The organism is Thalassospira sp. ABL2_045 (assembly GCF_056161285.1).
In genome coordinates, this window is sequence record NZ_JBSWYV010000018.1 from 23,756 (window position 1) to 46,486 (window position 22,731).

At 55.4% G+C, this 22,731-nt stretch carries 19 protein-coding genes; 8 read left to right on the plus strand and 11 right to left on the minus strand.

All coding sequences use genetic code 11. From position 1 onward, the window contains the following. The first annotated feature begins 29 nt into the window (after nt 1-29). Together ACXAIA_RS19080 and ACXAIA_RS19085 are read left to right on the plus strand one after the other, a co-directional pair. Nucleotides 30-500, plus strand: a complete 471-nt coding sequence (locus tag ACXAIA_RS19080) for a cache domain-containing protein (RefSeq protein WP_475350749.1) — start codon at nt 30-32, stop codon at nt 498-500. Between the two features lie 402 nt (nt 501-902). After that, on the plus strand, nt 903-2,081 hold the full coding sequence (locus ACXAIA_RS19085; RefSeq protein WP_475350750.1) for a patatin-like phospholipase family protein: 1,179 nt from the start codon (nt 903-905) through the stop codon (nt 2,079-2,081). Between the two features lie 42 nt (nt 2,082-2,123). On the opposite strand, the gene ACXAIA_RS19090 is transcribed toward ACXAIA_RS19085, so the two are convergent. Then, nucleotides 2,124-5,609: an indolepyruvate ferredoxin oxidoreductase family protein gene (locus ACXAIA_RS19090; RefSeq protein WP_475350751.1), complete on the minus strand. Its 3,486-nt coding sequence runs from the start codon at nt 5,607-5,609 to the stop codon at nt 2,124-2,126. Nucleotides 5,610-6,001: 392 nt separating this feature from the next. Between ACXAIA_RS19090 and ACXAIA_RS19095 the strand changes: the two genes are divergently transcribed. From ACXAIA_RS19095 to ACXAIA_RS19115, 5 genes are all read left to right on the plus strand, one after another. Then, nucleotides 6,002-6,448: a VOC family protein gene (locus ACXAIA_RS19095; RefSeq protein WP_475350752.1), complete on the plus strand. Its 447-nt coding sequence runs from the start codon at nt 6,002-6,004 to the stop codon at nt 6,446-6,448. A gap of 202 nt (nt 6,449-6,650) precedes the next feature. Continuing rightward, the gene (locus ACXAIA_RS19100; RefSeq protein WP_475350753.1) at nt 6,651-7,304 is read left to right on the plus strand and encodes a Crp/Fnr family transcriptional regulator; all 654 of its coding nucleotides are present in this window, start codon (nt 6,651-6,653) and stop codon (nt 7,302-7,304) included. A 220-nt stretch (nt 7,305-7,524) separates the two neighbouring features. Then, on the plus strand, nt 7,525-8,409 hold the full coding sequence (locus ACXAIA_RS19105) for an MBL fold metallo-hydrolase (RefSeq protein WP_475350754.1): 885 nt from the start codon (nt 7,525-7,527) through the stop codon (nt 8,407-8,409). 24 nt (nt 8,410-8,433) lie between these two features. Continuing rightward, a complete protein-coding gene (locus tag ACXAIA_RS19110; RefSeq protein ID WP_475350755.1) occupies nt 8,434-10,107 on the plus strand; it encodes a bifunctional protein tyrosine phosphatase family protein/NAD(P)/FAD-dependent oxidoreductase in 1,674 nt (557 codons plus the stop codon). Between the two features lie 65 nt (nt 10,108-10,172). Then, nucleotides 10,173-11,936, plus strand: a complete 1,764-nt coding sequence (locus ACXAIA_RS19115; RefSeq protein ID WP_475350756.1) for a SulP family inorganic anion transporter — start codon at nt 10,173-10,175, stop codon at nt 11,934-11,936. A gap of 29 nt (nt 11,937-11,965) precedes the next feature. Here ACXAIA_RS19115 and ACXAIA_RS19120 read toward each other — a convergent pair whose 3' ends face one another. Continuing rightward, a complete protein-coding gene (locus ACXAIA_RS19120; RefSeq protein WP_475350757.1) occupies nt 11,966-13,156 on the minus strand; it encodes a benzoate/H(+) symporter BenE family transporter in 1,191 nt (396 codons plus the stop codon). 316 nt (nt 13,157-13,472) lie between these two features. Here ACXAIA_RS19120 and ACXAIA_RS19125 point away from each other — a divergent pair, with 316 nt between their 5' ends. Continuing rightward, nucleotides 13,473-14,126 (plus strand): peroxiredoxin, encoded by a 654-nt coding sequence (locus ACXAIA_RS19125; protein ID WP_475350758.1) that lies wholly within the window; start codon nt 13,473-13,475, stop codon nt 14,124-14,126. Between the two features lie 108 nt (nt 14,127-14,234). Here the strand turns inward: ACXAIA_RS19125 and ACXAIA_RS19130 are convergent, their stop codons facing one another. From ACXAIA_RS19130 to gap, 9 genes are all read right to left on the minus strand, one after another. After that, entirely contained in the window at nt 14,235-15,398 is a 1,164-nt protein-coding gene (locus tag ACXAIA_RS19130; protein WP_475350759.1) for a peptidoglycan -binding protein, read from the minus strand. 4 nt (nt 15,399-15,402) lie between these two features. Further along, nucleotides 15,403-16,587, minus strand: a complete 1,185-nt coding sequence (locus ACXAIA_RS19135) for a flagellar motor protein MotA (RefSeq protein ID WP_475350760.1) — start codon at nt 16,585-16,587, stop codon at nt 15,403-15,405. A 12-nt stretch (nt 16,588-16,599) separates the two neighbouring features. Next, nucleotides 16,600-17,730, minus strand: coding sequence for an OmpA family protein (locus ACXAIA_RS19140; protein WP_475350761.1), 1,131 nt, complete (start codon nt 17,728-17,730; stop codon nt 16,600-16,602). Nucleotides 17,731-17,995: 265 nt separating this feature from the next. Further along, a complete protein-coding gene (locus ACXAIA_RS19145; RefSeq protein ID WP_475350762.1) occupies nt 17,996-18,805 on the minus strand; it encodes an inositol monophosphatase family protein in 810 nt (269 codons plus the stop codon). A 66-nt stretch (nt 18,806-18,871) separates the two neighbouring features. Then, entirely contained in the window at nt 18,872-19,438 is a 567-nt protein-coding gene (gene efp, locus ACXAIA_RS19150) for an elongation factor P (protein WP_475346343.1), read from the minus strand. A gap of 199 nt (nt 19,439-19,637) precedes the next feature. Beyond that, nucleotides 19,638-20,279, minus strand: coding sequence for a thiamine phosphate synthase (gene thiE, locus ACXAIA_RS19155; protein ID WP_475350763.1), 642 nt, complete (start codon nt 20,277-20,279; stop codon nt 19,638-19,640). A gap of 63 nt (nt 20,280-20,342) precedes the next feature. Further along, on the minus strand, nt 20,343-20,783 hold the full coding sequence (locus ACXAIA_RS19160) for a hypothetical protein (RefSeq protein WP_475350764.1): 441 nt from the start codon (nt 20,781-20,783) through the stop codon (nt 20,343-20,345). Nucleotides 20,784-20,792: 9 nt separating this feature from the next. Beyond that, nucleotides 20,793-21,515, minus strand: coding sequence for a polyamine aminopropyltransferase (locus ACXAIA_RS19165; protein ID WP_475350765.1), 723 nt, complete (start codon nt 21,513-21,515; stop codon nt 20,793-20,795). A gap of 120 nt (nt 21,516-21,635) precedes the next feature. Continuing rightward, nucleotides 21,636-22,643, minus strand: a complete 1,008-nt coding sequence (gap, locus tag ACXAIA_RS19170; RefSeq protein WP_475350766.1) for a type I glyceraldehyde-3-phosphate dehydrogenase — start codon at nt 22,641-22,643, stop codon at nt 21,636-21,638. Nucleotides 22,644-22,731: the final 88 nt, after the last annotated feature.

Genomic DNA, 22,731 nt, shown 5'->3' on the forward strand with positions numbered 1-22,731 from the left:
TCAACTTTCATCACTAAGGGGTATTCAGGATGAAAATCGTTTTGCGTTCTTTCGTTGCGGCGTGTGTGTCGTTTTTGATGGTGTTGAACGTGTCATCAGCCATGGCACAGGACAAGGAAGCAACGGCCAAGGATCTGGTCGACAAGGCAATCGCCCTTTATGACGAAGTCGGTCAGGAAAAGTCATTTGCGGTGTTTGATGACAAGTCCGGCGACTACGTATTTGACGAGTTTTACGTCATCGTTGCCGACGGGGAAAAAGGAACGTTTCTGACCCATGCGATCAACCCGAAGCTTGTGAACAACCCGGGTCTTTGGGATCTGCAGGATGTGAACAGCAAGTTCATCATTCGTGACATGGTCGAAACCGGCAAGACAAGCCCGGATGGTGGCTGGTCAAACTACACATGGACTCATCCGCAAACCAAAAAGCTTGCTGAAAAGAAAACTTGGGTGAAAGCCCACGATGGCAAGATTTTCATGGTTGGTTATTACCAATAATAAATAATAAAATCCGAATCCAAAAGCCGCCATTGTGCGGCTTTTGTGATTCATGGGATTAAGTAAATATAATTTGATAGTTTTGTTTCAAAATTTATCAGAATCATTTTGCAGTTTAATTAAAAATATAAAAGTAAACCGTTCAAAAGTGAAATTTAGTATAGATACTCGGTTTTTACATATATAGATGTATATAAATTTTTGTGTTCCTTCACATCACTATTGAACATTTGTCTCAAATGATTTGGCTTAAAATCATTATAATAATCACTGTATCTACAAGTCTGCAAAGACGGACTGGTATCTCCTGGGGGTGAACGATGGTGCACGCAGCGGCATCCGTGGCGTTTGCACCAAGTTGTTCAAGTCGACCCGTTCGGCTTTCAACAAGGAGACTGGGACGTGGACAAAATCAAACGAGCCATCTTTCTTTCAGGCGGCGGGCCTGCTGTAGGATTGAGCATCGGCGTGCTCAAACGCTTGCAGCAGGAACCAGATATCAAATTTGATATTTGGTCTTCAGCCTGTATCGGCGCTTGGCTTTCGGTTGCCTGGAACCAGGCAGACGAGGGCCAGGAACTTGACCAGACCATCGCCTTCTTTCGTAAAATTTTCCGACCGGCAAGTGTTTATGAACGGTTCCCGATCGCATCGGCATTTGCCCCGGACTTCTTTTCTGATTTCGCCAACAAACTGAATTACTTCTTTAACCCCAACAGCTATCAGGGGCTGCTTGTGCCCGACGCCATCGGTCAGGCGGTCGAACATGTGCAGCACTTCATGGGCAATCCAAAATACTGGACGCCCCACAATTTCAACGATGTCTTGCTAAACGGTTTTCTGGCGGCAAATCCGTTGTCGCGTTTTCTGGTCGGGTCGATGTACCAGACCCAGACCAAGGGGCTGGCAAAGATCTATTCACCAGACAGCATGTTTCTCGACCGGCTGAAATTTGATCGTCTCTATCAGCCTGACAAGCCGGCGATGTTCCATAACGCCTATAATCTTTCCAAACAGCGGCTTGAACTCTTTACCAACAAACCCGACCACTATGACTTGCCGCAGATGAATGCCCAGACGCTATGTGCCTGTTCGGCCTTGCCCTTTATCGAGGAGCCGGTTGAAATAAATGGCGATACCTATTGCGAAGGGGCAACGGTCGACACCGTCAATTTCTTTGATTTTCTGCGCCTGCACCCGGATGTCGACGAAGTATGGGTCAGTCGTATTCTTGATCTCAAACAGGTGCGTCAGCCCGAAAACCTGTATGACGCGCTCAACAATCTGGTGATGCTGTTTGCCGCATCCGCCAGCGAGGACGCGGTCACGGCGTTTAAGCGTGAAGTCGCTGAAAGTGGCCGTAAAATCGATATCGTCGAAATCCCGGTTTCCCCGCATATCAATTATGACTGGACCTGGGAAAACCTTGATCGCGGGATCGAGGACGGCTTTGAATCAACCGATCACATGATTGCCGACTATCGCAAACGTAAGCGCCATGAAAAGTCGGTCCGTGATTTGCGCGAAGGAGCCGCCCGGTTTTTGCCGGATTTCCGACGCCGCACTGCACGTTTCGTCTGAACCACAAAAGGGCCGCTTGATGCGGCCCTTTTGATTTTCGGCTTACTCCGCTGCCTTGAGGTGTTCGGGCGGGTTACGGAACTGTTCGAGCAGTTCGGCTTCGCGGGCTTTGGCCTTTTCGATGTGCTCTTCCTTGACGTGGCCGTAGCCGCGAATGTGTTCGGGCAGGGCGAGCAATGCCTTGGCGATGCGGGCATTGTCGTGGGTGAGTCCGTCGATGACCTCGGTCACCAGTTTTTCGTAATCCGTGATCAACTGGCGTTCGATCTGGCGTTCCGGGTTGCGACCAAACGGATCAAGCTTGGTGCCGCGCAGGAACTTCATTTTTGCCAGCATGCGGAAGGCCGTCATCATCCACGGACCATAGACCGATTTCTGCGGCTTTCCGGTTTCCGGATCGGCATTGGCCAGTGATGGCGGCGCCAGATGGAAGTTGATCTTGTAATCGCCCGTAAAGGTCTGGGTGACCTTTTTTAGGAACGCCGGATCGGTATAAAGACGGGCCACTTCATACTCGTCTTTATAGGCCAGCAACTTGAAGTAATATTTGGCAACTGTCCGGGCGAGATCGTCTTCATCGCCAAGGCGTTTTTCGGCGGCGGCAACCTTATCGACAAGGGCGGTGAAACGATCCGCATAGGCCGCGTTCTGATAATCGGTCAGGAACGCGCGGCGTTTGGCGATGATGTCGGAAAGCTCGGTCGCAATCGGGTGGGCTTCGGATTCGTTCGGGCCGACGACATCAATCACGCGCTTGCGGTCATGGGCATAAAGGCGGCCCCAATGGAAGGACTGCTTGTTCATGTCAATCGACACGCCATTAAGCTCAATCGCCTGCATCAGCGCTTCTTCACTGATCGGGATAAGACCGCGCTGCCAGGCAACACCCAGCATGAACAGGTTGGTCGCAATCGAATTGCCCATCAGGCGGGTGGCAATGTCACTGCCTTCCACGAAATGAACGGCATCTGCCCCGCAGGTGTCATTGATGACCTTCATGTGCTCGTTGGTTTTAAGCTCGAAGTCCGGATTGTGGGTAAAGGCGCCGGTGACGGTTTCATGGGTGTTGATCACCGCCTGGGTAAAGTTGCGGCGCATCTTGGCAAGCCCTTCAAAGCTTGCCGCGACCAGAAGATCACAGCCCAGCACCACGTTGGCTTCACCGGCCGGAATGCGGGCGGCGTGGAGCTTTTGCTGATCATTGGCAAAACGGATATGGCTGACAACCGCCCCGCCTTTCTGCGCAAGACCTGCCATGTCAAGACCGACAATGCCTTTGCCCTCAATATGGGCGGCCATACCAAGCAACGCCCCGATGGTGACAACGCCCGTGCCACCCACACCCGTGATCAGAACCGACCACGGATCATCAATATCGGGCAGGGTCGGGCGCGGCAAGCTGGCAAAGACGGCGTCCGTGCCGGTATCGCCCTTGGCTGCTGCATCGGGTTTGCGAAGCTCGCCTCCTTCGATGGTGACAAAGCTCGGGCAGAAACCCTTAAGGCAGGAGAAATCCTTGTTGCATGCCGATTGGTCAATGGCGCGCTTGCGGCCAAATTCGGTTTTGACCGGCACGACCGCCAAGCAGTTGGACTGCTCACCACAATCGCCACAGCCGTCACAAACCAGATCGTTGATAAAGACGCGCTTGGGCGGATCGACCATCAGCTTGCGCTTGCGACGGCGGCGTTTTTCGGCTGCACAGGTCTGATCAAAGATCAGGATCGAAACGCCTTCGATCTCACGCAGTTCCTTTTGGGTGTCTTCAAGTGTGTCGCGATGACGGACATCAACACCCGGCGCAAACTCGGCACCCATCGGATACTTATCCGGCTCGTCCGACAAAACAATGATGCGTTTGGCGCCTTCGTCAAACATCTGGCGCGTGATTTGCGGCACGGTCAGGGGGCCATCAACCGGCTGTCCGCCAGTCATGGCAACGGCATCGTTAAACAGGATTTTATAGGTAATGTTGACACCCGATGCGACCGCCGCCCGCACGGCAAGCGACCCTGAATGGTAATAGGTGCCATCGCCCAAGTTCTGGAAGACGTGCTTTTCATTGGTGAACGGCGCCTGACCAATCCAGGTCGCGCCTTCGCCGCCCATATGGGTGAAGGTCTCGGTCGATCGATCCATCCAGTTGACCATGTAATGGCAGCCAATACCGGCCATCGCGCGGCTGCCGTCAGGCACCTTGGTCGAACTGTTATGCGGGCAACCGGGGCAGAACCACGGAATACGTGCCACATCCGGGCGCGGTTCGGCGATTTCGCGTTCCTTTTCCGCCAGCCAGTCGATGCGTTCATGAATGGCCGGGCTGTCATAGAACCGCTTGATGCGTTCGGCCAGCACCACGGCGACGCGCGCCGGTGTCAGTTCATCCATCGATGGCAGGATCCATTCGCCGGTTTCATCGAACTTGCCGATCACGGTCGGTCGGACATCTTCGCGCCAGTTATAAAGCTGCTCCTTGACCTGGTTTTCCATCACCGCGCGCTTTTCCTCGACGACGATGATTTCTTCCAGCCCCATGGCGAATTCGCGCACGTCATCACGATTGAGCGGCCAGCTCATCCCGACCTTGAGCACGCGAATGCCGATCTTGGCAGCGTCTTCTTCGGAAATGCCAAGGTCATCGAATGCCTGCATGACATCGAGATACGCCTTGCCCGTCGTGATGATGCCAAGCCGCGCATTCGGGCTGTCGATCACGGTTTTATTGAGCTTGTTCGCCCGCGCATATGCCAGTGCGGCATATAGCTTGTATTTCATCAGGCGATGTTCCTGCTCCTTGGGCGTATCGGGCCAACGGATATGCAGGCCGCCCTCGGGCATGTCAAAATCAGTCGGGATGACGGGCATGATCCGATCGGGCGCGACATCGGCGGCCGCCGAACTTTCCACCGTCTCGGCAATGGTTTTCATCGCCACCCAGCAGCCGGAGTAACGGCTCATCGCCCAGCCATGCAGACCGTAATCAAGAATGTCCTGCACGCCCGACGGGTTCAGGACCGGGATCTGCGCATCGATAAAGGCATATTCGGTCTGATGGGGCAGGGTGGATGATTTGCAGGAATGGTCATCCCCGGCCAGAACCAGAACCCCACCGTGTTTGGATGTACCGGCATAGTTGGCGTGTTTGAAAACGTCCCCGGACCGGTCAACACCCGGGCCCTTGCCATACCACATGCCAAAGACGCCATCATATTTGGCATCCTTGTACATATTGACCTGCTGGCTGCCCCAGACGACGGTGGCGGCAAGATCTTCGTTGACCCCGGCCTGAAATTCGATCTGTTGTTTGGTCAGGAATTTCTTGGCCCGCCAAAGCTGCTGATCAAGCCCACCCAGCGGCGATCCGCGGTAGCCTGAAATGCAGCCGGCGGTATTAAGGCCTGCGCGCGCATCAAGCTGGCGCTGCATCAGGGGCAGGCGAACCAGCGCCTGAATACCTGTTAGGTAAACCCGGCCTTCCTCAAGCGTATATTTATCGTCGAGTTGAACTGCCGCCAATTGTTGTGCCATGACCGGTCTCCCTCGGATCTCTCTGATATGCGGGGTCATTTCGGGCCCTATGCACTGCTTTTCTTGATATGGGTGTTGGTGCAGTGTTTCGGTATGACCTGTAAATTATGTTTCAGGGTCGGTTTGCGGGACCGTAGCCTGATCCTGAAATGGTAATAAATACTGACCTTTTTTCAAAACGAACTCGCATCGCAACGAGCAAAACGCCCGATTGCATCTGTTGACGTAAGGTCAACTTATTATTTACTTATTCCGGTACCGATTTACGCGCAATAAAATTGCGCCTCTGCTGCGATGCGAAATTGCAAGATGGGCCGAGTCCAGGCTCGGCGGGGATAACACCCTGTGGTAACCTCGCGCGGGTTTCGGGTGCGCACAGCAAGGAGCATATAATGGATCAACGTGTTTCGCTGATTACGCTGGGCGTTGCCGATCTGGATCGGGCGCGTCGCTTTTATGAAGGCGGGCTGGGCTGGCAAATGACCGAGATGGTCGAAGGGCAGGTGGTGTTTTACCAGCTGTCCAATGGTCTTGCCCTTGGACTTTTCGGGCGCAACGCGCTTAAGGAAGACGGCAAGTTCGATGATGATACGGGCGCAAGCTTTGCCGGATTGACGCTGGCCTATAACGCGCGCAGTGAAGAAGAAGTCGATCAGGTCATGGCGGAGGCGCAAAAGGCGGGCGCCAAAATCCAGAAACCGGCCGAAAAGGTGTTCTGGGGTGGCTATTCCGGCTATTTCCGCGACCCAGATGGCCATGCCTGGGAAGTGGCGTTCAACCCGTTCTGGGAAATTGACGAGACCGGCAATCTGCACATCCCGCCGTCGAAAACCGAGTAGGGGCACTTGGCACATCAACACGCACGGGCAGCACATCGCTGTCCGTTTTTGTATGGTGGTCGACTGATCGTGTAACGTGGTTGGAGGGCACGGGCGGCGTGCGTTTTCGGAAATATTCCAAAGTACAGTTGCATCCGGGATAATTTCCTTTTACATCGAATGTGATGTAGATTTAAGCAATGCTTTCAAGGGGGATAAGGTTTTGAGTTGGATCGACCAGTTTCCGGGTCTGTCACGTTTGCCTGAGGGCATCCGATCCTTCCTTGTCGATGAAAGCAAGATCGTTACCGTTCCCGCCAATACCATCATTTTCGGGCCGGGCAAGTCGCCGGAAAACCTGTTGCTGTTGCTGGATGGCACGGTGCGTGTGCAACAGACGTCCGACACAGGCCGTGAGATTGTGCTTTATCGCGTGCATGCCGGGGAAAGCTGCGTTCTGACCACGGCCTGCCTTCTGGCCTATGAGGATTACTCTGCCGAAGGCATTGCCGAAACTGAAACCCGTGCGGTGGCAATCCCGCGTGCTGTGTTTGACAAGCTTGTCTCGGACTCGATCGAGTTCCGCCAGTTTGTCTTTACCGCCTATTCCAAACGCATCACCGACCTGTTCATGGTGATCGAGGAAATCGCCTTCCAGAAGCTTGATATCCGCTTGGCCCACAAGCTGATCGAACTGGCGGGCGAGGAGGATATGGTGTCGGCCACCCATCAGAAACTGGCTGTTGAGCTGGGCACTGCCCGTGAAGTCATTTCGCGCCAGCTGCAGGAATTCCAGCGCCGCGGCTGGATCGAACAATCGCGCGGCACCATCCGCCTGATCGAACGCACCCCGCTGGAAAAGCTGGCGCAAAGCTAGAAAACCGCTGCTGCTTGGGCGGTTCTACGACTTTAGAATTATTAAGTGTTGATATTGCGATGTTTGGTGACTTCGTCACTGAAGCGCAAATCGCGAATTCCTAAAATAAAGATCATAGCCAGATGTTTTGTCCGCAAACCTGTGGACAAAGGCCATCGCAAACCTATCCGATGCAGGCCGCTCACAAGGCTGCACGGAGGCAGTTGTTTAGGAGGAATCCATGTCTGCATACCCGGTAAACATGTCCGTAAAACCCGAAGTTACGGCCTTTTTTGACGAAGATACCAACACGATCAGCTATGTGGTCAAGGACCCCGAAAGCAGCGCCTGCGCGATTGTCGATTCCGTGATGGATATCGATTATGCGGCGGGTCGGATTACGTTCGATCATGCCGATAACATCATCGCATTCGTGAAGGAAAAGGGCCTTAAGCTGGAATGGATCATCGAGACCCATGTCCATGCCGACCACCTGTCTGCGGCCCCCTATATCCAGCAGGAACTGGGTGGCAAGCTTGGCATCGGAAGCAAGATCACCGTCGTTCAGGACACCTTTGGCAAGGTGTTTAACGAGGGCACCGAATTCCAGCGCGATGGCAGCCAGTTTGATCGCCTTTTTGAAGATGGCGATACCTATCAGGTCGGCTCCATGACCTGCTTTGCCATCTATACCCCGGGCCACACCCCGGCCTGCATGGTGCATGTCATGGGCAATGCCGCCTTTGTCGGCGATACCCTGTTCATGCCCGATGGCGGTTCGGCCCGTGCCGACTTCCCGGGCGGTGATGCCGGGACCCTTTATGACAGCATCCAGAAGCTGCTCGCCCTGCCTGACGATATGCGTCTGTTCATGTGCCACGACTACGGCCCCAATGGCCGTGACATCAAGTGGGAAACCACGGTTGGCGAAGAGAAGCAGCACAACATCCATGTCGGCCAGGGCAAAACCCGCGAAGACTTCATCAAGTTCCGCACCGAACGTGATGCCCAGCTTGATATGCCGCGTCTGATTATCCCGTCGCTTCAGGTCAATATGCGCGCCGGTCAGGTGCCGACCGATGGCAGCGGCAAGAAAATGCTGAAAGTCCCGGTGAACGGGCTTTGATCAACACTCAGGTGAGGAAAAGCCATGGAAACCAAAAAAATAAGTGACGGGTTCTCCGTCAGTCCGCAAATCGTTGCAGACGATGTCAAGGAAATCGCCAAGCTCGGCTTCCGGTCCATCGTCTGTAACCGGCCGGACGGCGAGGGTTCCGACCAACCGACCTACGAGGAAATTTCAAACGCGGCCAAGGAAGCCGGGCTTGAAGTCCGCTATCAGCCGATTGTTTCGGGCAAGGTCAGTGATGACGATGCCAGTGACTTCGGTCGTCTGTTTGATGAATTGCCCAAGCCGATCTTTGCCTATTGCCGGACGGGGACCCGTTCGACAACGCTATGGTCGCTGAGCCAGGCCGGAAAACTCGATACCAGCGAAATCCTTCGCGCCACCAAGGCCGCCGGGTATGACATGGGCGGTGTTGTCCGCCGCATTGTCAATGGCGGCAAAACGCCCACCGATCAGGGCGATGCGAAATATGACGTCGTGATCATCGGCGGCGGTGCCGCCGGTATTTCGGTGGCGTCCAGCCTGCAGGCCCGACGTTCGGGTCTTGAGATCGCGGTGATTGATCCGGCCGATATCCACTATTACCAGCCGGGCTGGACCATGGTTGGTGGTGGCGTGTTTGAAGCCAGCACCACGGCACAGACCATGGGGTCACTGATTCCCAAGGGCGTGCATTGGATCAAGGCCGCCGTGGCTGCGTTCGAACCGCAAGACGATGCTGTCATCCTTGATGGTTGCCGGGTGGTCAAATATGACCGTCTGATCGTCTGTCCGGGGCTCAAGCTTGACTGGAACCGGGTTGATGGTCTTGTCGAAACGCTGGGCCGCAATGGTGTCACGTCAAACTATCGTTATGACCTTGCACCCTATACCTGGGAACTGGTTTCCTCGATGCGCGAAGGCAAGGCGGTCTTTACCCAGCCACCAATGCCGATCAAATGCGCCGGTGCCCCGCAAAAGGCGATGTATCTTTCGGCCGATCACTGGAACCGCAAGGGTGTTCTCAAGAACATCGATATTGATTTCTGCAATGCCGGTGGCGTGCTGTTCGGCGTAAAGGACTATGTCCCGGCGCTTGAAAGCTATGTGAAGAAATACGACGCACATCTCAATTTCTTCCATAATCTGGTGGCGATTGATGGTCATGCGAAAAAGGCCTGGTTCGATGTTGCCAAACCCGACACCAAGGTCGAACGCATCGAGAAGTCCTTTGACATGATCCATGTCTGTCCGCCGCAGGTGGCACCGGACTTTATTCGTGTCTCCCCGCTCGCAGATGCTGCTGGCTGGGTCGATGTCGATCAGGCAACGCTGCGTCACAAATCGTTTAGCAACATCTGGTCTCTGGGTGATGTGATGAACGCGCCCAACGCCAAAACGGCTGCTGCGGCCCGTAAACAGGCGCCGGTGGTTGCCGAAAACGTTGTGGCCGATATCGATGGCAAATCCCCGGTCGCACAGTATGACGGCTATGGATCCTGCCCGCTTACGGTGGAGCGCGGTCGCATTGTTCTGGCCGAATTCGGTTATGGCGGCACGCTTTTGCCGTCCTTCCCGAAATGGATGATCGATGGCACCAAGCCGTCCCACCTTGCCTGGTTGCTTAAGGAAAAGCTGCTGCCGCCGATCTATTGGAAGGCGATGCTGCGTGGCAAGGAATGGCTGGCCAAGCCTGAAAAAGTCACGACCAACTAAAATACCCTTCGTCCAAGGCAGCGTGCGCGTTGCCTTGGACCAACCTTGATCTAAGAGATCGACGAATGCGCCTCAATATGCTCCGGAAATATGTCCCGATCTTTGACTGGGGACAGACCTATGACAGGACGGCCTTTGGCAATGACATGATTGCAGCCGTGATCGTGACGATCATGCTGATCCCGCAATCGCTTGCCTATGCGCTGCTGGCGGGTCTGCCGCCCGAGGCTGGGCTATATGCCTCCATCGCGCCGATCATTCTTTATGCCATCTTTGGCACCAGCCGCGCACTTGCGGTCGGGCCGGTGGCGGTTGTGTCCCTGATGACGGCGGCCGCCGTTGGCAATATTGCCGAAACCAGCAACATGGGCTATGCGCTGGCTGCCCTGACGCTTGCGGCCCTCTCCGGGGCGATCCTGCTTGCGATGGGTGTGTTCAAGCTGGGCTTTCTCGCCAACTTCCTGTCACATCCAGTGATTGCCGGTTTCATTACCGCATCAGGCATGATCATTGCCGCCAGTCAGCTCAAACACATCCTTGGTGTTGATGCCAGCGGGCATAACCTTTGGGAAATCGTTTCCTCGCTGATTGCGCATATTCCCGAAACCAATCAGACGACCCTGATCATTGGCATTTGTGCCACGGGCTTTCTGTTCTGGGTGCGTAAGGGGCTTAAGCCTGCCTTGCGCAAACTGGGTCTTGGTGCACGCGCGGCCGACGTCCTGACCAAGGCCGGGCCGGTCTTTGCTGTTTTCGCCACCACGGCGGCAACCTGGTATCTCGGTCTGGCAGATCGCGGTGTGAAAATTGTTGGCGATGTCCCGCAAAGCCTGCCGCCACTGACCATGCCGGACTTCAGTCCGGGGTTGGTGACTGATCTTCTGGTACCGGCCATCCTGATTTCCGTGATCGGCTTTGTTGAATCAATCTCGGTCGCGCAAACCCTTGCGGCCAAACGCCGTCAGCGCATCAACCCGGATCAGGAACTGATTGGTCTGGGGGCTGCCAATATCGGTGCGGCCTTTACGGGCGGTTATCCGGTGACGGGTGGTTTTGCCCGTTCGGTCGTGAACTTTGATGCCGGGGCACAAACGCCGGCTGCTGGCGCCTTTACCGCCGTTGGTCTGGCTATTGCGGCGGTGGCGTTAACCCCGCTTGTTTATTTCCTGCCCAAAGCGACCCTTGCGGCGACCATTATCGTTGCGGTGTTGTCGCTGGTGGATTTCTCGATCCTGAAAACCAGCTGGCAATATTCCAAGGCCGATTTCATCGCGGTTCTGGCCACCATCCTTCTGACCCTTGGTCTTGGGGTTGAGGTCGGTGTGACGGCCGGTGTGGTTCTGTCGATCGGGTTGTTCCTCTATAAAACCTCACGCCCGCATATTGCCGAGGTCGGGCTTGTCCCCGATACCCAGCATTTCCGCAACGTGCTGCGTCATAAGGTGATCACCCATCCGTCGGTTCTGACCATCCGGATTGACGAAAGCCTTTATTTCGCCAATGCGCGATATCTTGAGGATTACCTCTATGATCGGGTGGTGGCGTGCGAGAACCTCAAACATGTGGTTCTGATGTGCTCGGCTGTGAACGAGATTGACCTCAGCGCCCTTGAATCGCTTGAGGCGATAAATCACCGGCTTGAGGAAATGGGCATTGCCCTTCACCTGTCCGAGGTCAAAGGCCCGGTTATGGACCGTCTGAAGAAAACCCACTTCCTTGACGAGCTGACCGGTGACGTCTTCCTGTCACAGTTTGACGCCATCTCGACCCTGACAGACGCAAAGGTGGAAACACCGCCCAGCCCTGAACCAAAGGTCAAACTGGTTTAGGATCGAAGAACAAAAATCGGGCTGAAACTTCAGTCCGATTTTTTTCTGCCATTGCGCAAATGGGTCAGGAAGTAAATCAGCCCCCCGGCAAGCAGCCCCCAAAAGGCACCGGAAATCCCATAAAAGGTCAGGCCCGCGGCTGTGACGATGAATGTCACGGCGGCTGCTTCGCGACCGTCTTCTTCCTTGAACGCCGCAACTGCCGATCCGGCAAAGGCGCCAATCAGGGCAAGACCGGCAACCGCTTCAATCAGGATGCCCGGCGCCAGACTGATGAAGGCGGTCACCAATCCGGCCAAAAGCCCGAATACGATATAGAACACACCGCCTGAAAAAGCGGCCCAATACCGTTTCGACGGATCGGGATGGGCGTCCTTGCCCGCACAAAGCGCAGCCGTGATCGCCGCCAGGTTAACTGCATGTCCGCCAAACGGGGCGGACAGCAATGAAAAGATCCCGGTCACGGTAAAAAGAGGACCCGGCGGAGTGTCATAATCGTTGGCGCGTAGCACTGCGGTGCCCGGAATGTTTTGTGATGCCATGGTCACAATGAAAAGCGGCAAGGCAATGCCAACCAACCCGGTCAGGGTAAATTCCGGCATGACGAATTCGACCGGTGGCGCAATCGCACTGCCCAGATCGGCAATCGCATTTTCCGGGAACTCGACCCCGAATACCATCACCGCGACGAAGGCCAACAAGGCGGCGGGGATGGCAAGCAAGCGGTTGAAACGGCCCATGACAATCCAGGCAATGACAATCGGCAGACCCAGCAATGGATCAAAGGCAACCGCCTTGACCGGGGCCAGGCACAGGCCAAGCAACACACCGGCCAGCATCGCATTGGCGATCGGCGCCGGAATGCCCGCAACTGCACGGCCCAACGGTTTCCAAACACCACTGATAATGATCAGCACGGCGCAAACGATAAAGGCACCAACGGCAACCGCAAAGCCGCCCTCAATCGCACCGGATGTCGCCAAAAGTGCAGCACCGGGTGTGGACCAGGCAATGCTGATTGGAAGACGGGTTTTAAGCGATAAGACAATCGCGCAAAGGCCCATCGAAATCGACAGCGCCATCAGGCCCGATGCCGCCTGTTCGGGGCTGGCGCCAACGCCGGTCAGTCCCTGCAGGACGACGGCAAATGAACTTGCCGATCCGACAAATCCGGCCAAAAGGCCCATGAAAATACTTTGGGGCGAAATATCACGCAGCATGGTGGCTCCGCTGAAATGCAAATAATTGAAAAGTTGGTCGCAAGCGCCTCGACCCTAACCACAACCCGGAAGTCAGGCCAGCAAAAATCACCACTCACGAGATGACCCTGACGGCATTAATTTCTGAAAATGGAGTGGGCAGGACAGGGGCAGGGACGGATTTACCCGCGTGGAATCACAGCGCTGATTTCACACATCTTTTTCCGTAAAAAATCGACCTTTCATTGACATATATCATCGTATAATTTCTGAAAATTAAATAATTATAATGTACTTAAACGGAGCGGACGATATTTCCTGACTTAGGAGCCCCAGAATGACTGTATCTCCCCAGATTCGTGTCGGTTTGCCGCGTATCAATGAACCGGCCCCGGACTTCACTGCGCCCACCACCGATGGCGTCAAATCCCTGTCTGACTATCGTGGCAAATGGCTTGTACTGTTTTCCCACCCGGCCGATTTTACCCCGGTCTGCACGACCGAGTTTATCGCCTTTGCCAAACATGCCGATGAATTCTCCAAACGCAATTGCGAGTTGCTGGGCCTGTCGATTGACAGCACCCATTCGCACATCGCCTGGATGCGCAACATTCAGCAGAACTTTGGCGTGGAAATCCCGTTCCCGATCATCGCCGATCTTAAAATGGAAGTTGCCCAGGCCTATGGCATGATCCATCCAAGTGCTGACGACACGTCGGCTGTGCGCGCGACCTTTATCATTGATCCCGAAGGCATGCTGCGCGCCATGGTCTACTACCCGATGAGCAACGGGCGTTCGATTCCGGAATTCCTGCGCATGCTCGATGCCATGCAGACCAGCGACAAGAACGGTGTTGCCACGCCAGAAGGCTGGCAACCGGGTGACAAGGTTATCGTCCCGCCGGCCCATACCGCCAAGGCCGCAGCCGAGCGCGTCAACAATCCCGCCTATGATTACGTGGACTTCTATTTCTGCACCAAGTCCCTCTGATCAAAACCCCGATGTGCGGTCCCGGGGGCAAGGGACCGTACAAAGGCAAAACCCCGCCAGAGCAATCTGGCGGGGTTTTGTTTGTCGTGATTTTGGCTTTGATGCGCCTTAGCGTTCGGTAATTTTGAACTCGATGCGGCGGTTGCGGCGATAGGCGATTTCGTCATCGCGGTTATCAAGCGGCTGATATTCGCCAAAGCCGGCAGCAACCAGACGGTTGGGTGGAACGCCTTGATCAATCAGGAACTTGACCACCGAAATTGCACGTGCCGCTGAAAGCTCCCAGTTCGACGCGAACTGAAGGTTTCTGATCGGCACCTTGTCGGTGTGACCATCCACACGCATCACCCAGTCAATATCATCGGGGATATCGGCGGCAATCGCGGTCAGGGTTTCGCCCAGTTTGGCAAGCTGTTCCTGACCTTCTTCACCAAGATCAGCCGAGCCGGATCCAAACAGGACTTCCGACTGGAAGACGAAGCGATCGCCGACAACGCGGATATCCTGACGATCGCCCAGAACTTCACGCAGGCGGCCAAAGAATTCCGAACGATAGCGCTGCAATTCGGCCACCTTGGTGGCAAGGGCTGCGTTCAGGCGATTGCCAAGATTAACGATCTGGGCGTCTTTTTCCTCGTTCTCGCGCTCGGACGCTTCAAGCGCGGATTCAATCCGGGCAAGTTGCTGACGGAGGGCGAGCATCTGCTGATTCAGCGCTGCTACCTGTGCCTGTGCTTCTTCGCTGAGGTTCTTTTGCTCTTCGAGTTCGGCTGCACGCGACGCCAGAAGGGCAGAAAGCTCGTCAATGCGGGTTTCCTGATCCGAGATCGTCTCGCCCGTGGTTTCGCGAAGCTCGGTCAGCTCGGATTCCTTGTCTTCAAGCGATGCCAGGGCAGCAAGAAGCTTTTGCTCGATCTCGTCAGCGGAAAGTTCGGCTGCGGCCAACTGATCGGCAAGGGTAGCTGCGCGCGCCCGCAGATCATCGCGTTGATCGGCTGTATTGGAAAGCTCGGTCGTCAGCTGGGTGAGCTCAAGCTCCATGCGCTGATTGTTGCCACGTTCAAGCGACAGCAGGTTGGTCAATTCATTGACCTGGGCTGTCAGATCGCTCAGCGCTTCATCACGGCCCGAAAGAGCCGCACCCAGATAGACCTGCGCAATGACAAAGATCATCAGAAGAAAGATGATCACCATCAAAAGCGTCGCCAGCGCATCAACAAAGCCAGGCCAGGTATTTACATCGCGGTTACGACGGCGCGAAAGCCCGATCATGCGATCAGCCCTCCTCGGCGATGGCGGCGATGGTGCGGGCCAGAAGTTTGATTTCGCTTCTGATTTCCTGTGTGGATTGCTGGCGACCCATGGTGAGTTCCTCACCAATGCGGTTCAGCTGGTTATCAAGCGAACGGATGTGCGCACGGGTATTATCATCGATCCCAAAGCTGCCCATCTTCATCGAATCAGCCAGTTGATCGAGAACCGGTTTGAGGTGCATCTGGTTTTCCGCCAGCTTGACCATCAATTGCTGCTCGGCCTTCATCTGATCAGTCAGGGTCGAAAGCTTGTCGGCCAGATCGATCAGCGTGTTATGCGATTTGATCTGCGAACTTTCCGAGCGCTGGATAGAGTTCTGCAACCCTTCCATATTATCCGCCATCTGCTCGATCAGGGCCGAAAGATAAGCCGGAACAGACTGTTCGCCATCGGAAATACCGCCACCCGAGCCGAGGCGGGTAAAGCTTGAAAGCCATTCTTCAAGATCGTTGAAGAAGCGGTTTTGTGCCTGACCGGCCTGCATGTCCAGAAGGCCCAGCGCCAGCGACCCGGCAAGACCAAACAGCGAGGACGAAAACGCGGTACCCATGCCGCTTAGCGGTTCGGACAGACCGTCTTTCAGTTCAGAGAACCAAAGATCCATGTTCGACCCGCTGCCGACATTGACGTTGCTGATCACGCCAGCAACCGAGTTCACCGTCTGAAGCAGGCCCCAGAAGGTGCCCAGCAGACCAAGGAACACCAGAAGACCCACGATATAGCGCGACAGCTCGCGGCTTTCATCCAGACGCGAACGGATCGAATCAAGTATGGTCCGAGTCGAAGTCGTCGACAGCTGCGGACGGTCGCGGCGCTGTTCGGCCATCATGCTGGCCATCGGGGCCAGAAGTTTCGGCGGGACCTGCGATGTCAGTCCCGGGCGCGACCGACGGAAATCTTCGATCCAGGTAACTTCGGGTGAAAGGCTTGCGGCCATGCGGAAGGTGTAAATCACACCAACAACAAACACACCAAGGATCAGGCCATTAAGAACAGCATTGGCCATAAAGGCATCAGACAGGGCCGGGAACAGCAGGGCACCAACCCCGGCAATGATGGCAACAAAGATTGCCATACGTGTCAGATAACTTCCGGGTTTGGTAATGGGCGGGAGCGATCCCGTGCCATTTGCCGTATTGCTGCTCATAACGGATTAATCCTAGCGTTGAACGGTTTTGATATCGACGCGATCGGCGGGGCCGGACGGAACATTCGCACCAAGGGCACGAACATCAATGCGCGTGGAGCGCACACCCCGGTCAATAAGATAGGAACGAACCTGAAGCGCGCGCGACAGCGACAGACGACGCGCCTTTGACGCGTTTGATCCATCCCCCTGGGCATAGGCCTGCAACTGAATGCGCAGGTTTTCGTCCTGACCCATGCTTGCAATCACGCTATCAAGCTGGCTTTTGGCGGTGTCGCTCAGCTCAAAGCTTTCTGCGGCAAAGCCAAGGCTGTATTCATCCGTACCCTTGGCAGGCATCGGTTCCGGTTCGGTTTCCCGTGGAAGGGCGGCTTCCTCTGCTGCCGGGGCTTCCGGGGCAGTCTGTTCTGTTATCGGCTCGGCCGTGGCCGCCATTTCGGTCGCAGACTGGGTAGTATCAGGTGCCGGTGCCGCCGGGGCTTCCGGTGTATCTGCAATCGGTGCAACCTCCGGTGCGGTCGGGGCAGGCGGTGCTGGTGCGGCTTCTGCAACACTCGGGGTCGGTGCCGGTGCCGGTTTGGTCAGCGGGGTCGGCACGTTTGAGCTGCTGCTTTCGCTAACCGCCGGTGCGGCCGGTTTGCTGCGCGATGCAGCGGTCGGTTCCGGCTGGTTCAGCGCGATGGTCTGGTTTGCGCCGTCATCCATCATGGTCGGTGTTGAAGCCGGGGAAGGGGACGTTGTGGCAACGCCAGGCACGCCGTAAAATTCTGATTGGGTTGGGAAGGCATTGCCGCCGCCACTTGATCCATCGATTACAACTGTTTCGAAGCCGCCGTCATAGCCATCCGAACCGCTGGCGCTGGCAAACTGTTCTGCGGCCAGGAAGGTCGATTTCGGTTTGGTTTCCGGGAAAATCAGATCTCCGCCGGGCATGACGATGTGATCGCGTGAAACAGTCGGGGAAAGATATTGTGGCACGGTCGGCTGACCGCCATAGCCATCTGCAACGTCCCAGTTTACCTGAACGCTGCTGTCATTCGAAACCGGGGAGTATTGTTGTGCGGATGCGTTAGCGCCAAAGAACACGGTTGTGCCCAGTGCAGCCGTCATCGCAAGCACCGAAATCTTGGAATACCCCATCATCAAATCGCAGGCCCCTTAATACCCTGTGTTTGAAATCGTTTGGTAACGTTGTTCTATTTCACACAGTTTTGTGTCGATCATTAGGCACCCGCAAATCTTTTGGAATGCCCCCCTGTTGTCCGCAGGCCCGCAATCGGGCCACACAGTCCCATGCACCATAGCTTAGAGACAGGTGATGGACAACCGCTTTGACCGATAATGCAAAAGGGGCGTTTCGGCAAATTGCGAAGCGCCCCTTTCAAAAAACAGTAACAAAAGCGGTGTGTTAGCCCGCAATCGCCTTTTTCAGCGTTTTGGCCAGCACCGGCTGGATATAGTCGTTGGCTGCAACCACGCTGCCGGTACCAAGCATGTTGGTGCCGCCTTTTTCGTCGCGGATATAACCGCCAGCTTCCGAGATCAGGATAATACCCGCTGCGATATCCCACGCATTCAGGTGAGATTCCCAATAGCCGTCATAACGACCGGCCGCGACATAAGCCATATCAAGGGCAGCAGCCCCCATACGACGCACACCCGCGCAACGATCCATGACCGAATGCAGCTGCTTTTCAAATGCTGCATGATCGCCGTGACCCAGATGCGGCACACCGCAGGCCAGAACGCATTCGTTCAGGCGACGACGGCCAGAAACGCGCAGGCGACGGTTATCAAGGAACGCACCAACGCCCTTTTCCGCCCAGAAGCACTCATCCTTGGCAACGTCATAGATCATGCCGGCAATGATTTCGTTACCCTTTTGCAGGGCAACCGAAATGGCAAAATGCGGGATGCCATGCAGGAAGTTGGTGGTGCCATCAAGCGGATCAATGATCCAGCGATGCTCAGGGTCGGAACCCTTGATCTCACCACCTTCTTCCATCAGGAAGCCGTAACCGGGGCGCGCACGCTCCAGCTCTTCACGCAGGCGTTTTTCGGCACGGTGATCAGCTGCAGATACGAAATCTGCCGGGCCTTTCATCGACACCTGAAGGTTTTCGACTTCACCGAAGTCGCGTTTCAGTCCATAGGCTGCCTTTTCGACAGCCTTGTACATCACGTTGATATTTGCAGAACGACGGGCGGCGCCTCGCACGGCATATCTCCCGGAAATTTGAATTAAAAGAAGGTCCGCTTTCCGAACCGGCGGGTAGGGAGGCCCTTAGTCCTTGGCACGCTCGACATAGGTGCCTTCGACGGTGTTCACGACAATGCGCGTACCCGATTCAATATGCGGGGGCACCATCACACGAACACCGTTCTCAAGAACAGCCGGCTTGAAGGAAGAAGACTGGGTCTGACCTTTGACGACCGCATCGGCTTCGACGATTTCGAAGACGACATGCTCGGGCAGCTGAACGCCAAGCGGCTCACCTTCGAAGGATTCGATGGTCACAACCATCCCGTCCTGAAGATAGACAGCAGCTTCGCCAATAAGGTCGGAATTTACTGTGATCTGGTCGTAGGTTTCGCTGTCCATGAAGGTGATCATGTCACCATCAGCAAACAGGTAGGTGTATTCTTTCTGCTCAAGACGAACCTTTTCGACGGTTTCCGACGCACGGAAACGTTCGTTCAGCTTGGTGCCGGTACGAATGTCTTTGAGTTCAACCTGGTTAAAAGCACCGCCTTTACCCGGCTTCACAGCCTGGCATTTTACTGCACGCCACAGGGCACCTTTATGTTCGATAAGGTTACCCGGACGGATTTCGTTGCCGTTGATTTTCATGGCACAAACCGTTCTTTCAGATCACAGATTCACAATGCAATAAGGGGCAAGCGCCCCATTTCAGGGGCTCTACCTACCAGTTCGGCTGTTTTGCTGCAAGCAGATTGATCCGGGTTTACGCGCATAACACCCCGTCATTCGCGCATGGCTTGGGCAAGCAGTTGCGTCCCAAGCAATTTCCGGTCGCCCGGCAACCAGATCAGATATCAGTGGCCGCAATCGCCGCCTTGATCGCCTTTGCCCCGGCTTCCGGCCCGTCCGGATGGTTCCAGACACCCCCGGTGACCGCAATGAAATCGGCGCCTGCCAGAACAAGCGGGGCGACGTTTTCGGCCGTGATACCGCCAATCGCAACACAGGGTACCGTGGTAAAGGTCGTCCAGATTTCTAGGATTTCCGACGTGACGCTGGTTTTGGCTTCCTTGGTTTGGGTCGGATAGAACGCGCCAAATGCGACGTAATCCGCACCTTTTTCCCCAAGGATCATCGCCTTGTGGCGGCTGTCATAGCAGGACACACCAACAATATGTTCCTCGCCCATGATGGCGCGCGCTTCGTCATAGCTGGCATCGTCTTCGCCAACATGCACACCATCGCAGCCCGATTTCTTGGCAATGTCAGGACGGTCATTAAGGATCAGCGGAATGTCGCGCTCGACACACATTGGCAGGATGGTATCAATCGCTGCGCGGATTTCATCGTCGCTGACATCCTTCAGGCGCAATTGCAGGCAATCAACCGCACCGGTATCAAGCACGGATTTCAGCTTCTCGCCAAAGGGTGCAAGGTCGATTTTCGGCGGGGTCAGAAGATAAAGACCGGCAAGTTCGTCTGAATTCACGATGATAATTCCTGATGTTTTCCTGCGTGTTATGTAACCTTTGACGTAAGGTTTGGCAATTGCCTAGCGTGTGGACGTTTCAAGGTATCTGCGCAACCGTTTGTCGAGTTCCGGGTCTGGCAGCACGTCATCACCCATCTGATAGACTGCCTCAGTCGGCGGCAAGGCGGTCATGACCAAACACTTGGTCTGACGCGCCATGTCCCGAAGGTTCTTAAGCTGGTCATCGGGCAGGGGATCGACAATCACGCCATCAAGCCCAAGCTCAATCGCGGCCAGTGCGCCAGACACCCGTCCACGACAATCAAGGATTGCCTTGAAGTCCGCTGTTGGAAATTCTTCACGAACCAGCGTGATCAGATCGGCAAACCACTGCGCCCCGTGCGATTGCGCTGCGTGATCGGGAGAGAGTAACCCAAAGCCTTGATGACCCATCACCCGGCAAACAGACCGGGCGCCATTCATGCCATGAATGCGGATAATCAGGTCGGGCAGGGCGGTCATGATGGTTGCTTAGGCCTTGGTGCGCGCGACATAGACCGTGTTGATGTCTTCACGGTCAATCAGCGGATGCTTGAAGGTAATGACCTCCGATCTGATGGTCTCAAACGCGGATTTCAGGTTTTCTTCAAACCATGGTTCGGGCAGCTCCGTCGACCACAGGGCAAAAATCCCGCCGGGCACTAGATGGCTGGCAAGCTTCGCCAAGCCATCCTTGGTGTAAAGGCGCTTGTGGTCTTCATGCAGGACATTGCCCGGCGAATGATCAACATCGAGCAGGATCGCATCATGCAGTTTCTCGGGTGCATCCGGGGTCATGCCGGGCGTATCGGAAAGTGACGCGGCAAAGAAATCCCCATGCACCAGCGCACAGCGCGGGTCATTTGAAAGCTGCGCGCCCAATGGCAGCAATTCCTGCTGATGCCATTCGATGACCTCGGGCAGGGTATCAAGCACGGTCAGCTTGCCAGTCTTGGGATTATCAAGCGCGGCTTTGGCGGTATAACCAAGCCCAAGCCCGCCGACGACCACATCAAGGTTGTCGCGATCCAGTTCGGCCAGGCCAAGGTCGGCCAGCGCGATCTCGGCATCGGTAAACAGGCTCGACATCAGATATTCTTCATCAAGCTTGATCTCATAGACATCGATATCAAGGCTGAGCTCACGTCGGCGGCGCAGGCTTAAAACCCCCATCGGTGTCGGGCGATAATCAAGTTCCTTGAAAAGAAGGCTCACGGGCCGGGCTCCTGTTTGTCTTGATCGGCGTGTCACCGCAACAGTGACGGAAAGAGGCGCAAAAGAAAAGTGCCCGAAGCAGAACTTCGGGCACTTTGCATAGTCTGGTCTAAGCGATGCTTAGAGGAACTTCGCCATGGCGACAGCGGTGTCGCTCATACGGTTGGAGAAGCCCCACTCGTTGTCATACCAGGACAGGATACGAACGAAGTTGCCATCCATGACCTGGGTCTGGGTCGCATCAAAGGTCGAGCTGTTCGGGTTGTGGTTGAAGTCAACCGAAACCAGCGGTGCTTCGCAAACGCCAAGAACGCCTTTCAGCGGGCCGTTTGCAGCTTCCTTGATCGCCGCGTTGATTTCATCAACGGTGGTGTCACGACCGGCAACGAAGGTTAGGTCGACCATTGAAACGTTCGGGGTCGGGACGCGGATCGCGGTACCGTCAAGCTTGCCTTTGAGTTCCGGAAGAACAAGGCCAACAGCCTTGGCTGCACCGGTCGAGGTCGGGATCATCGAAAGCGATGCCGAACGGGCACGACGCAGATCTTTATGCAGGCTGTCCACGGTGTTCTGGTCGCCGGTGAAGGCGTGAACGGTGGTCATGAAGCCCTTGGTTATGCCAACGGTTTTGTTGAGAACATCTGCAACCGGTGCCAGGCAATTGGTGGTGCAGGATGCGTTCGAAACGATGACGTCATCCGCAGTCAGGCTGTCGGAGTTAACACCGTAAACAACGGTCTTGATGTCGCCCTTTGCCGGGGCAGAAATCAGAACGCGCTTGGCACCTGCGGTCAGGTGTTTGCCTGCACCTGCTTCGTCAAGGAAGATACCGGTGCACTCGAATGCGATGTCGACTTTAAGGTCGGCCCACGGCAGGTTCGCCGGGTCACGTTCGGAGCAAACCTTGATCGCCTTGCCGTCAATGACGAGATCGTCGCCTTCGGCTTTGACGTCATTGGCCAGAACGCCATGAACGGAATCATATTTCAGAAGATGTGCGTTGGTGTTGACGTCACCCAGGTCGTTGATGGCAACAACTTCAACGTCGGCGCGACCGCTTTCAACGATAGAACGCAGAACCAGACGGCCGATACGGCCAAAACCATTAATCGCTACGCGAATAGCCATTCATCCCTCCAAAATTATAATGATTGGTACCTGGGGAGTATCAATCACGGCTTAGGGTCAAGAACCCATAGAAAAAAGGCCGGATCGG

Excerpts from the sequence above, each read along its gene's own strand:
- ACXAIA_RS19120 (WP_475350757.1), bottom strand. The coding sequence starts at position 13,156 with ATGCTGCGTGATATTTCGCCCCAAAGTATTTTCATGGGCCTTTTGGCC.
- ACXAIA_RS19160 (WP_475350764.1), bottom strand. The coding sequence starts at position 20,783 with ATGACCGCCCTGCCCGACCTGATTATCCGCATTCATGGCATGAATGGC.
- ACXAIA_RS19140 (WP_475350761.1), bottom strand. The coding sequence starts at position 17,730 with ATGATGGGGTATTCCAAGATTTCGGTGCTTGCGATGACGGCTGCACTG.
- ACXAIA_RS19115 (WP_475350756.1), top strand. The coding sequence starts at position 10,173 with ATGCGCCTCAATATGCTCCGGAAATATGTCCCGATCTTTGACTGGGGA.
- ACXAIA_RS19135 (WP_475350760.1), bottom strand. The coding sequence starts at position 16,587 with ATGAGCAGCAATACGGCAAATGGCACGGGATCGCTCCCGCCCATTACC.
- efp (WP_475346343.1), bottom strand. The coding sequence starts at position 19,438 with ATGAAAATCAACGGCAACGAAATCCGTCCGGGTAACCTTATCGAACAT.
- ACXAIA_RS19105 (WP_475350754.1), top strand. The coding sequence starts at position 7,525 with ATGTCTGCATACCCGGTAAACATGTCCGTAAAACCCGAAGTTACGGCC.
- ACXAIA_RS19110 (WP_475350755.1), top strand. The coding sequence starts at position 8,434 with ATGGAAACCAAAAAAATAAGTGACGGGTTCTCCGTCAGTCCGCAAATC.
- gap (WP_475350766.1), bottom strand. The coding sequence starts at position 22,643 with ATGGCTATTCGCGTAGCGATTAATGGTTTTGGCCGTATCGGCCGTCTG.
- ACXAIA_RS19130 (WP_475350759.1), bottom strand. The coding sequence starts at position 15,398 with ATGATCGGGCTTTCGCGCCGTCGTAACCGCGATGTAAATACCTGGCCT.
- ACXAIA_RS19095 (WP_475350752.1), top strand. The coding sequence starts at position 6,002 with ATGGATCAACGTGTTTCGCTGATTACGCTGGGCGTTGCCGATCTGGAT.
- ACXAIA_RS19080 (WP_475350749.1), top strand. The coding sequence starts at position 30 with ATGAAAATCGTTTTGCGTTCTTTCGTTGCGGCGTGTGTGTCGTTTTTG.
- ACXAIA_RS19125 (WP_475350758.1), top strand. The coding sequence starts at position 13,473 with ATGACTGTATCTCCCCAGATTCGTGTCGGTTTGCCGCGTATCAATGAA.
- ACXAIA_RS19090 (WP_475350751.1), bottom strand. The coding sequence starts at position 5,609 with ATGGCACAACAATTGGCGGCAGTTCAACTCGACGATAAATATACGCTT.